11 protein-coding genes are annotated in these 11542 nt (G+C 49.4%); 4 read left to right on the top strand and 7 right to left on the bottom strand.

Features of this window, described 5'->3' with window-relative positions:
• Nucleotides 1–6: 6 nt before the first annotated feature.
• Nucleotides 7–912 (top strand): hydroxymethylglutaryl-CoA lyase, encoded by a 906-nt coding sequence (locus tag QUF18_RS16250; RefSeq protein ID WP_289388327.1) that lies wholly within the window; start codon nt 7–9, stop codon nt 910–912.
• Nucleotides 913–1022: 110 nt separating this feature from the next.
• Here QUF18_RS16250 and QUF18_RS16245 read toward each other — a convergent pair whose 3' ends face one another.
• The 4 genes from QUF18_RS16245 to QUF18_RS16230 all read right to left on the bottom strand — a co-directional run bounded on the left by QUF18_RS16245 (nt 1023) and on the right by QUF18_RS16230 (nt 5369).
• Nucleotides 1023–2702 carry a dipeptide ABC transporter ATP-binding protein gene (locus QUF18_RS16245; protein ID WP_289388326.1) on the bottom strand — a complete coding sequence of 560 codons (1680 nt, stop codon included), beginning with the start codon at nt 2700–2702 and terminating at the stop codon, nt 1023–1025.
• On the bottom strand, nt 2699–3580 hold the full coding sequence (locus tag QUF18_RS16240; RefSeq protein ID WP_289388325.1) for an ABC transporter permease: 882 nt from the start codon (nt 3578–3580) through the stop codon (nt 2699–2701). The genes QUF18_RS16245 and QUF18_RS16240 overlap by 4 nt, the downstream gene beginning before the upstream one ends.
• Nucleotides 3580–4554 (bottom strand): ABC transporter permease, encoded by a 975-nt coding sequence (locus QUF18_RS16235; protein WP_289388324.1) that lies wholly within the window; start codon nt 4552–4554, stop codon nt 3580–3582. Before QUF18_RS16235 ends, QUF18_RS16240 begins: the two co-directional genes overlap by 1 nt.
• Before the next feature lie 107 nt (nt 4555–4661).
• On the bottom strand, nt 4662–5369 hold the full coding sequence (locus tag QUF18_RS16230; protein ID WP_289388323.1) for a creatininase family protein: 708 nt from the start codon (nt 5367–5369) through the stop codon (nt 4662–4664).
• Between the two features lie 182 nt (nt 5370–5551).
• Between QUF18_RS16230 and QUF18_RS16225 the strand changes: the two genes are divergently transcribed.
• The 3 genes from QUF18_RS16225 to QUF18_RS16215 all read left to right on the top strand — a co-directional run bounded on the left by QUF18_RS16225 (nt 5552) and on the right by QUF18_RS16215 (nt 8350).
• Nucleotides 5552–6121, top strand: a complete 570-nt coding sequence (locus tag QUF18_RS16225) for a MarR family winged helix-turn-helix transcriptional regulator (RefSeq protein WP_289388322.1) — start codon at nt 5552–5554, stop codon at nt 6119–6121.
• 38 nt (nt 6122–6159) lie between these two features.
• On the top strand, nt 6160–7737 hold the full coding sequence (locus tag QUF18_RS16220) for an ABC transporter substrate-binding protein (RefSeq protein ID WP_289388320.1): 1578 nt from the start codon (nt 6160–6162) through the stop codon (nt 7735–7737).
• Between the two features lie 415 nt (nt 7738–8152).
• Nucleotides 8153–8350 carry a hypothetical protein gene (locus QUF18_RS16215; RefSeq protein ID WP_289388319.1) on the top strand — a complete coding sequence of 66 codons (198 nt, stop codon included), beginning with the start codon at nt 8153–8155 and terminating at the stop codon, nt 8348–8350.
• A gap of 272 nt (nt 8351–8622) precedes the next feature.
• Here QUF18_RS16215 and QUF18_RS16210 read toward each other — a convergent pair whose 3' ends face one another.
• From QUF18_RS16210 to ddpC, 3 genes are read right to left on the bottom strand one after another with little or no spacing between them, the layout of a single operon-like run.
• A complete protein-coding gene (locus tag QUF18_RS16210) occupies nt 8623–9618 on the bottom strand; it encodes an ABC transporter ATP-binding protein (RefSeq protein ID WP_289388318.1) in 996 nt (331 codons plus the stop codon).
• Nucleotides 9615–10640, bottom strand: coding sequence for an ABC transporter ATP-binding protein (locus tag QUF18_RS16205; protein WP_289388317.1), 1026 nt, complete (start codon nt 10638–10640; stop codon nt 9615–9617). Before QUF18_RS16205 ends, QUF18_RS16210 begins: the two co-directional genes overlap by 4 nt.
• A complete protein-coding gene (gene ddpC / locus QUF18_RS16200; RefSeq protein ID WP_289388316.1) occupies nt 10637–11542 on the bottom strand; it encodes a D,D-dipeptide ABC transporter permease in 906 nt (301 codons plus the stop codon). Before ddpC ends, QUF18_RS16205 begins: the two co-directional genes overlap by 4 nt.

Below are 11542 nucleotides of genomic sequence, written 5' to 3'. Positions count from 1 at the left end.
ATCAAGATGCGGGATAGAGTCAGGATTGTTGAGGTTGGGCCGCGGGACGGTTTGCAGAATGAGAAGCAGATTATCCCGACAGCTATCAAACTTGAACTCATTGAGCGTTTGATTGGCTGCGGTATACAAAATATTGAGGCTACCGCTTTTGTGTCACCCAAATGGGTGCCGCAAATGGCAGATCATTCAGCCGTGATGCGTGGTTTGAAAAAGCATGATGGCGTTTGTTATTCAGTGCTTACACCTAATTTACAAGGGTTTGAAGCTGCGGCAGAGGCAGGCGCAAAAGAGGTCGCAATTTTTGCAGCTGCGTCTGAAACCTTTAGCCATAAGAATATTAATGCCGGAATTGCACAATCTCTGGAACGCTTTGCACCAGTCATCGAGGCAGCGCGCAAAACCGGAGTTAAGATACGCGGTTATGTTTCATGCGTATTGGGTTGTCCTTATGAGGGCGATATTGCCCCTCAAACTGTCGCGCATGTCGCCAAAGATTTATATGATATGGGGTGTTATGAAATCAGTCTTGGCGATACGATCGGTGTCGGCGTGCCGGACAATGTGCGCAGACTGATTGAAGCAGTTGCGAGCGAAGTTCCAGTTCCTGCGCTGGCCGGACATTTTCATGACACTTATGGAATGGCTGTGGCGAATATTGTGGCTGCACATACCATGGGTCTTCGTGTGTTTGATAGCTCGGTTTCCGGATTAGGCGGCTGTCCCTATGCTGCGGGGGCTTCTGGCAATGTCGCTACGGAAGATGTTGTCTGGTTGTTTGATCGTATGGGTATTGAGACCGGTATTGAATTGGATAAGCTCGTGGACTGCGCGGTCTGGATCAGTAGTAGGCTTGATCGTCAGCCTGCGTCTCGCGTTGCCCAAGCGATTATCGCAACAAGAAAACGAAATTAGAGCATGTCTCCCAAAAGTGGACACCGGGTTTGGGGCAAAGACATGCGTAAAAACAAGAAGATAGCCCATCCCGAAAAGCGCTTCAAACTTTTCGGGATGCGCTCTACCTCTCATGCAAGCTTTGGAATGGCGTTCAACAGCATTTTTGTATAGGGCTGCTGCGGGGCTTCAAAGATCGTTTCGGCCAGTCCTTCTTCAACAATCTTGCCGTGATGCATCACAATGATACGGTCACAGAGATGGCGAACCACGGACAGATCATGGCTGATGAACAGCAATGTCAGGTTTAGTTCTTTACGCAGTCGCAGAAGCAGATTGAGAATTTGCGCCTGAATGGACACATCAAGCGACGCCACCGGTTCATCGCAGACAATCACCTCCGGCTGCATTGCCAAAGCGCGGGCAATGGCAATACGCTGGCGCTGACCACCAGAAAACTGATGCGGATAACGGTCTGCAAAGGCCGGATCAAGGCTTACGGCTTTCAACCATTGTGCCACATAGGCACGGGCTTCGCTTTTGCTGGTCAGCCCATGGGCAATCGGCCCCTCGGCAATCGACTGACCAATCGTGCGGCGCGGGTCAAGTGACGCGAATGGATCCTGAAAAATCATTTGGATTTTGGTCGTCAGTTTACTCCCATGTACGCTGTCAGACATCACAGGTTGGCCGGATAAACGGATTTTCCCTTCTGTTGGCTGATATATGCCGCAGACCATACGCCCGAGGGTCGATTTACCAGAGCCGGATTCCCCGACCAGTCCAAGAGCTTCACCTCTGGCGATCGTCAGGTTCACATGGTTCACAGCAATAACCGGTTTTCTCGGTTTAAGAAGGCCGATTTTCTGGCCGAACCTGCTCCAGACATCGCTTTTCCACTCAAACCGTTTGACGGCATTGTTTACTGTCACAAAATCGGGGACAGCTTTGCTCGCAGACGCTGTGGTCGTGATCTGCACAGCCTCTTCCTGCGCGGATGTTCCGAGCATCTGCCCCGGCTTGGATCGTGAGGGCAGGGCATCCAGCAGACCTTGCGTATAAGGATGGCTGGGCGCTTTCAGCACTTCTGAAGCCAGACCGGTTTCCACGATTTTACCGGATTTCATCACCGCAATGCGTTTTGAAATCGAGGCAACAGTCGCCAGATCATGGCTGATCCAGATCATCGAAATGCCAAGTTCGGCAACAAGTGCCTTCACTTCGGTCAGGATTTCCGCCTGTACTGATACGTCGAGTGCAGTTGTCGGCTCATCAGCAATAACAACTTTCGGCTTGTGCAGCAGTGCAATGGCAATCGCCACACGCTGACGCATACCACCGGAAAACTGATGCGGATAAAAATCAACTTTGTGCTCGGGGTCAACAATACGTACCTGACGCAAAGCTTCCACACAGCGTGTCCGTGCATCGCTGTCCGACAATGTTGCATGGGCGCGTAATGCCATCGTCATTTGATCGAGAACTGTCAGCACCGGATTAAGCGTCATCATCGGGTCCTGAAAGACCATCGAGATTTCACGTCCGCGCAATTTGCGAAGCTCTGTTTCATTCAGACCGACAAGCTCACGCCCTTCCAGCTTGATCGAGCCTTGCGTGATCCTCCCCGGCTTATCGATCAGCCCGATCAGTGAAAATCCGGTGATGGATTTTCCCGAGCCGGACTCTCCGACCAAGCCGAGAATTTCACCGCGATCGAGATGAAAGGATACGCCGTCTACAGATTTTACTGTGCCTGTGCGGGTTTCAAAATACGTGTGCAGATCGTTAACTTCAAGAAGATGCGCTGTCATTTGTTCAGCCTCGGATTGAGCTGGTCGCGGATTTGATCGCCAACAAGATTAATCGCCATAATGAGTATGATCAGCGCAATGCCCGGATAGATCGAAATCCAGTAGCGGCCTGACAGCAAATATTGGAAGCCGTTTGAAATGAGCATGCCAAGCGATGGTTCTGTCGGCGGCAGACCAACACCGAGAAAAGACAATGTTGCCTCAAGGGAGATCGCAGAGGCAACTTGCACGGTTGCAACGACGATAAGCGGTGGCAGAGCATTAGGCAAAATATGGCGGGTAACAATGAACCAGCCGCTCATAGGAACAGACAATGCAGCTTCTACATAGTCCTTATTGCGCTCTGCTGCCGCCGCGCCATGTGCTGTGCGGACAAAATACGCATATTGAGAAAAAACCAGAGCGATAATCAGCTGGCTTTTGCCCTGACCGAGTAAAGCTGCGACCACAAAGGCCAGCAGAATGGCCGGAAAGGATAATTGCAGATCGATGACACGCATCACAAAGGCTTCCAGCCGTCCGCCAACATAAGCCGCTGTAGAGCCAACAAGTGCACCGATGGTAAAAGCGATTGCACCGGCCAGCAGACCCATTTCCAGAGAAATACGCAAGCCGTAGAGGATGGCAGAGAAGAGGTCGCGGCCCTGACCATCAGTTCCCAGAAGATGAGTGTAACCGCCTTGCCCAACATAGCCGGGTGCGCGTCGTCCGTCACGTAACACAAGGCTTGAAAGGTCATAGGGATCTTGCGGGGCAATCAGCGGAGCGAAAACTGCCAGCAGGATGATTGTAAGAACAACCAGTGCAGCGATGACAGGCACCGGATGGCGCTTAAACTCTGACCAGAATTGTAGAGATCTGTTGTTGAGTAGTGCCATTATTTGCCACCTCCCTGACGCATGCGCGGATCAAGCACGGCGTAGGACAGATCCACAATCAGATTAATCGTGATGAACAGCAGGGAAACCAGCATGAGATAGGCCACCATCACCGGTCGGTCGAGGGATGTAATACTGTCAATAATCAGCTTTCCGAGCCCCGGCCACGAATAAATAGTCTCGGTAACAACGGCGAAAGCGACTGTAGAACCAAGCTCAAGCCCAAACACGGTGACAAGCGGAATGGAAATCAACCGCAGCACATGACGGCGCAGGATTGTGCGCTCGTTAATACCGGCAGCACGGGCAAATTTAATCGTGTCGGTCAGCATAATTTCACGCGTGCCTGACGCTGCAAGCCGTATCATCAACGAGAGTTTAAACAGAGACAGATTGATGGCCGGTAATGCCAGATGATGCAGGCCATCCAGCGTGAGGAAGCTTAAAGGAACGCCGAAAATCGAAACGGTTGCGCCCCGGCCACCCGCCGGCATAATGCCGAGTTGCACGGCAAAAACCATAATCAGCATCAGCCCGATCCAGAATGTCGGTACGGAAAAGCCGAGAATAGACAGCGCCATAATAATTTTGGATGCCCAGCTATCTGATTTGTAACCGGCATAAATCCCTAACGGAATACCGATAAGACTTGCCATGAATACTGCAGTCAGCGCCAGTTCGGCAGTCGCAGGCAGACGGGATGCAATCAGCTCTGATACCGGCATATTATAGACGAATGAACGTCCCAGATCGCCATGCAGCAGATTGGTCATGAATTGCAGATATTGCTGCCATACCGGCAGGTCGAGGCCGTATTGGGCAATAACTCTGTCACGGATTTCTTGTGTCGCATCGGGTGAGATCAGCACATCGACAGGATTGCCGATCACAAAAACCCCCATAAACACCAGTAGCGACATAACAAGCATGACCAATGCTGCCTGCCATAAGCGTCTGACAATAAATGCAATCATCAGCTATGCTCCCCCAAAAGCGGATAACGGACAGTTTCCTCCCGCCGTATCCGCTTAACTATTTCTAATGCCGGACGGGATTTCTCCTGTCCGGAAATTTGTGATTATCAGTGCCAGCCGTTTTCGAGTTCAAAGCGGGTCTCGCGCACAGCCACATCCCAGATCGTATGCATATCGGCATCAGGGCGTTCAAAAAGACCGTGATAATTGCCTTCGCAGCTTTCCAGCAGCGCACGTTTGCGACCGGCGTCAACGCGTGCCATAGCGCCGAAATCAATGCGCTCTACCGCATGTTCCGGTTGCTGAACACCAGCAAGACGTGTCCAGGGGAAATTTTCCATCCATGAGGCATGGGAAGCGCAGCTGTCGATTTCCAGTACTTTGCCCATGGTTTGTGGTGCGCGCCACCAGTCGTGCATTTTGACACTGGCATCGCGGTTGCGGTTCAGCCACTCAGACACAACAGTACCGGCAGGCGCATTGCCGCCATGGCCGTTGACGATCAGAATACGGCGGAAGCCCGAATGGTAAATGCTGTCGAGAATATCTTCAATAACGCCGATATAGGTGCGCAGGCTTAGTGATACAGTGCCCGGAAAATCCGCAAAGCTCGACGCCAGTCCATAAGGTAATACAGGAAAGACCGGCACGCCGAGAGGCTCTGCCGCATCCATTGATACCTTCTCCGCCAGAATCATATCTGTACCAAGGCTGATACGGGCATGTTGTTCAACGCTTCCGATCGGCAGAATGCAGCGGTCGTCCTGTTTGACACGTTCTTCAACCTGTCGCCAGTTCATAGCGTTAATATGCATTGGGAGTCCTCTCATTATCTGATGATCCCGAGTCTTTGCTCATGGGTTTCTAAAACTATTATTCATGAAATTAATTCGTATACAAGTTCCAATTGGAACAATAATTACGTTTGACATCCTAGAAACAAGCGATATTTTGTTCTAAATGGAACTTAATTGCTGAAAGTGCACTTGGAGGGGCGATGGAGGATCGTGTAGCAATCGCTCTGTTGGAGGGGCGTGCGGGGCGCAGTGAGGCTGCGGACAGCCGTCTAAGCGAAAGCGATATTCTGCATACAAAATTATGGGAAAATCCGTGCTGGTTATCCTTTCGGATCAACTATCTGGCGCTGCATTATAATAATCCGATCTACGGATTGATTGGTGCGGATCATGATCTGCTGCGACCGGAATTTGTTGTGCTGTATTCGCTGTTTCTGCGTGACCGCACAACCTTGTCTGAGGTGGTTGCCGGTTCAGGCTTTCCGAAAAATACACTAAGCCGTGCAACCAAAAAACTGACTCGACTTAAGCTTGTTCAGCGGGAAGGCGACAGTGATGACCTGCGTCGCGTTGTGCTGTGTCTGACGGATGCGGGGCATGCAATCGTTGAAACCAAAATGACGCCGATGATTGAGCGTGAGCGGCTTATGCTGGAAACGCTCAGCCCTGCGGAGCGCATGATGCTCTCGGAAATTCTGACCAAGCTTGTCATTGCATCACGCGAATGGCCGGAAACGATCACCTCTGACATGCCTGAGTGTGACGAATAATTCTGAATAATATCAATAAAGGGAACTGGAATTATAAAATGAAACATACGCTGCGCGCACTCATGCTTGGCACGACTTTGCTTTTCAGCGCCGGACAGCTTTTCGCTGCTGATCTGGTTATGGCAATTAAAGCCGGCCCTGCCTCAATGGACCCGCATTTCACAGCAACAGCTGCGAATGCTGAAGCAACAAAACACATTTTCGATACGCTAATCCGTTCCGGCAATAATCTTGAACTTGAGCCATCTCTGGCCGTGAGCTGGCAGGCGCTCAATGATACGACATGGGAATTCAAACTGCGCGAAGGCGTAAAATTCCATGATGGTTCTGATTTTACTGCCGAAGATGTAAAATTCTCTATCGAGCGTATTCCGCATGTAACAGGGCCAAATCCGGCAACGATTTTTGTGCGCCGTGTGAAATCGGTAGAAGTTGTCGATCCGCTGACAGTGCGCGTAACGACAAACTCCGCAGCGCCGACATTGCCGAATGATTTTATTCGTCTGTTCATTACATCGCATAAAGCGGCGGCTAATTATTCAACACAGGAAACCGCGGCTGAAGGTTTTAATAGCGGTAAGGCAACTATTGGTACCGGTCCTTATAAATTCGTATCATGGGCACCGACACAGGATCTCGTGTTAGAGCGTTTCGACGATTATTGGGGTGGCGCACAGCCTTGGGATCGCGTTATCCGTAAGGAAATTCCAAATGATGCCGCGCGTGTTGCACAGTTGAAAGCCGGACAGGTCGACGTGATTTCCAAGGTTCCGGCCTCGGATGTGCCTGTGTTGGAGCAGGATTCCTCTCTGACTGTCGTTAAAAATGAGAGCATCTATATCAGCTATCTGGAGTTCGATTTCCGCAAAAAAAGCCCGATGGTTTTTGCTAAAGATGGCAGTAAGCTGGACAAAAATCCGCTGCTTGATCCGCGCGTGCGAGAAGCATTCGATTTGGCAATTGATCGTGAAACCATTGTTGAATTTGCGCTTGAAGGCATGGCCGCTGTGCCAACCCAATTGGTGACCTCCAATATTTTTGGCTATGACAAGAACCTGAAAGCACCTGAGTTCAATATTAATCGCGCTAAAGAGCTGCTTACTGAGGCTGGCTATCCAGATGGTTTCAAAATCACATTGAGCTATTCGAACGACCGTATGCCAAATGAGCTGGGGCCGACACTGGCGCAGATGCTGGCAGCAATCGGGATTACCGCAGATGTAAATGGTGTTCCTGCTGCTGTGTTCAACCCTGCGAAAACACGTGGTGAATATTCGCTCTATATGGCGAGCTGGGGTACGCTGACCGGTGAAGCAAATTATATGCTTTCATCTTTGATGCATTCCAATGAACCGGCTAAATCGCTGGGTGCATTTAACGTACGTGGCTATGCTAATCCGGAAATGGACAAGCTGATTGAAGATGCCGCCGCCGCCATGGATGCAGATGAGCGTCGCACATTGCTTGAAAAAGCAAATGATCTTGTTGCAAAAGACCGTCCTGATCTGCCGCTTGCCATCCAGCTCAGCGCATGGGCTGTGAAGAAGGACAAGGTAGAACTGACGCCGCGTGCTGATGAAGATACATTGGCGATGAATATCAAGCCGGTTCAATAAAACTGCGAATGGCCCGGGTCTTCCGGGCCATTTATTTTTATATTGTTGATTTCCTTAAGAGTAAGGTGATTTAATCAATCAGAATTTCTTATTAAATATTTATTTTTACTTACAAATTGAAGATCTGTCAGTCTAAGGCTGCTGTCTGAGCGAATGATTTTTTGTTGAGGCAGATTCATCTTTGAGTGGTATGCAAATACATTTTACGAAATTTGAAGTATTGTAATTCAGTTTTGTATCAGAAACAGTTGGATTTTTAGTGTCTTTTTCTCTATATTTTTGATGTAGCTAACCCTTTCATTCTCTTGTCATAATCTATAAGGTGAAGAGAACGCGCTGAAGCGGTCAAGCTTTTTGTTTGACGTTAAAAAATTTAAATCTTATTTATAAATTAAATATGGAAAGGGCATAAATCTTGAATAAAGAAGATCAGAAAAAACTCAGAGTACGACTGATTAATCTCTCTAATATAATCCGTGCTGAACAAAAAACGCTTCTTATAGAGGCTGCCAATTTCGAAACGCTTCCAAATAAAAATTTATTACGCCAGATTGCTGAACTCGAATTAAACATCACAGCAATTGATAACACTATTGCGGAATTTGAAGAGTGAAGTAACTATAATTATTTTGATGTACGTTGATTAAAATTATAATTTTAATTTTTTTATTTTGAATAAAAATACAGTACTTCATCATTTTATTTTTTGATGTATTTTTGTATTTTTAATTATATTGAACCTGCTTTTTATTCTATGCCCCTTTTTCATATGCAGAGCCTGTGGCCTTCAGCATTTAGCGCCTTCTGTGGAGGCGAGCGGCTGAAAGGCCAATTCTCAGTCTGTCGGGAACTGAATTAATAACGTGCATTCCAGACCATGGGCAATCAAACGGATGCCAGATGGCAACGCACTTGAGTGGACAGATTATTATCGGTTTTGCGAGGGGATATCTCATGTAAAGTTTGTGGTATTGCACAAGCCGAAACGGCTTTGCCGCAACGTTCACGATAATAACAACCGGCAGGCAGGATACGGTTGTTAGGCAGTTCGCCAATCTTAACCTCAGAGAGCTCCGGTAATGGATTTTCCAAACTTGGCGCTGCAGCGAGCAGCGTTTGAGTGTAAGGGTGTTTCGGAGAGTTCAATACATCGCTTGCGGGGCCTGCCTCAACGATTTGTCCCAGATACATTACAGCAACATCATCACAGAAGTGGCGCACAAGTGCTACATCATGGGATATCAGCAAATAAGACAGGCCGAGATCGCGCTGCAATTTCAGCAGCAAATTGATGATCTGTGCTTGTACAGACACATCGAGTGCTGAAGTCGGCTCATCCAAAACCAGCAAATCGGGGTCGGTGCTGATCGCACGGGCAATGGCAATGCGCTGGCGCTGCCCGCCTGAGAACTCATGCGGCAGACGATCAAGATGCTCCGGTCGCAAGCCTACAGCTGTTGCCAGTTCTGCAGCTTTCGCCCGCAATTGGGCCTTGCTGTAGCCGCCGCGGATATGCAGCGGCTCACTGATCAGCCGCCAAACAGGCAAACGCCTGTCGAGGGAGGATTGCGGGTCCTGAAATACAATTTGCATTTTTTGCCGGATATCGCGTTTCGCTTTTCCTTGGGCACTGTGAAAATCCTGTCCGTCAATCGCAACACTACCATTGTTATAATCGACAAGTCCGATGATAGCTTGCGCGAGCGTGCTTTTTCCGCAGCCGGATTCCCCCACAATCCCTACGCTTTTTCCGGCTCGTACCTGTAAATCAACACCATTAACAGCATGTACAAATGAGGTTGGACGGCCAAGCCAGTTGCGGGAGACAGCAAACCGAACGGAAAGATTGGCAATATCAAGAACGGGAAGAGTTTGTGTCATTGCAGTTCCCCTTTATGACATGCTGATGTAAAAACTTCGCGTTGCCAGCATGCAACCTGCTGTGTTTCAACACCAGCCAAGGCGGGGGATTGAACTTTGCATTGCTCAGTCGCTTCTTTGCAGCGCGGCTCGAAAAAACAACCCGCTGGCGGATGTAATAAATTAGGCACAGTACCCGGAATGGCCTCCAGTTCCTGTTTGGGATTTACCCGCTCCGGCAGACAGCGCAACAGTGCTTGCGTATAAGGATGTTGCGGTGATTCAAGAACCTGGCGTGTTATACCCTTCTCGACAATTCTGCCTGCATACATCACGTAAAGCCGGTCGCAGAGTTGTGAAACCACGGCAATATTATGTGAAATAAAGACGACCGAAGTGCCGGTACGCCGCGCACGGTTCTGGATAAGGCGCAAGATCACGGCTTGTACCGTCACATCAAGTGCGGTTGTCGGTTCATCTGCGATAATCAGACTAGGATTGCAGGAAAAAGCCATCGCAATCAGCACACGCTGACGCATACCGCCTGACAATTCAAACGGATAGGCTTTCATTACCCGTTCCGGTTCGCCGATGAGCATGTCAGCCAGAATATCCCGCGCAACGCGTGTGGCTTCTGTTGTGCTGACTTTTTCATGGCGCTGGATAATATCGATCAGCTGCTTACCGATGCGGATGGTGGGATTAAGCGCATTCATAGGCTCCTGAAAAATAGTTGAAACCAGTTTACCGCGGACATCCTGTAATTCTTTTTCTTCCATCGCCAATGTATCACGACCAAACAGCCGCACGGAGCCACTGGTGATCTTGTAGCGTCCTTCCGGCAGTAATCGTGTTGCTGCCATTGTCGTGACAGACTTGCCGCAGCCGGATTCTCCGACAATGCCAATAATTTCGGCCTGCCTGACATCAATAGAGATATTATCGAGGGCTTTAACTGCACCACTATATGTTGGAAATTCCAGCGATAGACCATGAATGGCCAATACAGGCTCAGTTGATTTCGTCAATGTTGCTGTCATCATCTGGTCCTCAGGCGCGGATCAAGCATATCACGGATACCGTCACCCAGCAGGTTGCAGCCCATAGCGGTGATTAGAATTGCCAGACCAGGAAATGTTGCATACCACCATTGATCGAGCATAAAACTGCGACCGCTGCTCACCAAAGCGCCCCATTCGGCTGTTGGCGGTTGTGCGCCAAGACCAATGAAACTTAATGCGGCTGCAATGAGAACAACCCCACCCAGATCAAGTGTGGCTTGTACGATAATCGGTGACATAGCATTCGGCAGAATATGCCAGCGGAGAATATAGAAAGGGGAGGCGCCATAAGTGCGTGAAGCTTTCACATAAACCTGCTCGCGTAAGGACAGTGTTTGCCCGCGCGCAAGGCGCACATAAGCAGGAATGCGAACGATCGCTACTGCAAGCATTGAGTTGAAAAGGCTTGGCCCCAGAGCCGCAGCCAATGCCATGGCCAGTACCAGTGCCGGCAATGCCATCACCACATCCATCAGGCGCATAATGCCGGTATCGATCCGTCCGCCAAGTACACCGGACAGACACCCGATCATTACGCCGATGCTCATAGAAATCAGCACAATCATAAATGCTGCGCCGCAAGAAGCGCGCGCACCATAAACAACACGGGAAAACAGATCGCGTCCGACCTCATCCGTTCCGAACCAGTGGGCAGCACTTGGTGGCGCTAATCGTGCAGTCAGGGATATCTTGTCCGGATTATAAGGGGCAATCCATGGTGCAAATATAATCATAATCAGCACAAGCGTAATGATACCAGCACCAAGCAAGGTGAGGGGACTACGACGGCTGAGATACCAGAGAAAATGCAGCCGGTCATATATGGTTTTGGTTTTTGGTAATGCGGCGGCTGTAGCTTGTTCTGTTGGCAGTGTTACCGACAT

This window comes from Pseudochrobactrum kiredjianiae (genome assembly GCF_030362795.1).
GTDB lineage: Bacteria > Pseudomonadota > Alphaproteobacteria > Rhizobiales > Rhizobiaceae > Pseudochrobactrum > Pseudochrobactrum kiredjianiae.
Note: the sequence above shows the minus strand (reverse complement) of the source record. Positions and strands in the feature narration are given on the sequence as shown.

Excerpts from the sequence above, each read along its gene's own strand:
- QUF18_RS16250 (WP_289388327.1), top strand. The coding sequence starts at position 7 with ATGCGGGATAGAGTCAGGATTGTTGAGGTTGGGCCGCGGGACGGTTTG.
- QUF18_RS16245 (WP_289388326.1), bottom strand. The coding sequence starts at position 2,702 with ATGACAGCGCATCTTCTTGAAGTTAACGATCTGCACACGTATTTTGAA.
- QUF18_RS16240 (WP_289388325.1), bottom strand. The coding sequence starts at position 3,580 with ATGGCACTACTCAACAACAGATCTCTACAATTCTGGTCAGAGTTTAAG.
- QUF18_RS16235 (WP_289388324.1), bottom strand. The coding sequence starts at position 4,554 with ATGATTGCATTTATTGTCAGACGCTTATGGCAGGCAGCATTGGTCATG.
- QUF18_RS16230 (WP_289388323.1), bottom strand. The coding sequence starts at position 5,369 with ATGCATATTAACGCTATGAACTGGCGACAGGTTGAAGAACGTGTCAAA.
- QUF18_RS16225 (WP_289388322.1), top strand. The coding sequence starts at position 5,552 with ATGGAGGATCGTGTAGCAATCGCTCTGTTGGAGGGGCGTGCGGGGCGC.
- QUF18_RS16220 (WP_289388320.1), top strand. The coding sequence starts at position 6,160 with ATGAAACATACGCTGCGCGCACTCATGCTTGGCACGACTTTGCTTTTC.
- QUF18_RS16210 (WP_289388318.1), bottom strand. The coding sequence starts at position 9,618 with ATGACACAAACTCTTCCCGTTCTTGATATTGCCAATCTTTCCGTTCGG.
- QUF18_RS16205 (WP_289388317.1), bottom strand. The coding sequence starts at position 10,640 with ATGATGACAGCAACATTGACGAAATCAACTGAGCCTGTATTGGCCATT.
- ddpC (WP_289388316.1), bottom strand. The coding sequence starts at position 11,542 with ATGTCGGTAACACTGCCAACAGAACAAGCTACAGCCGCCGCATTACCA.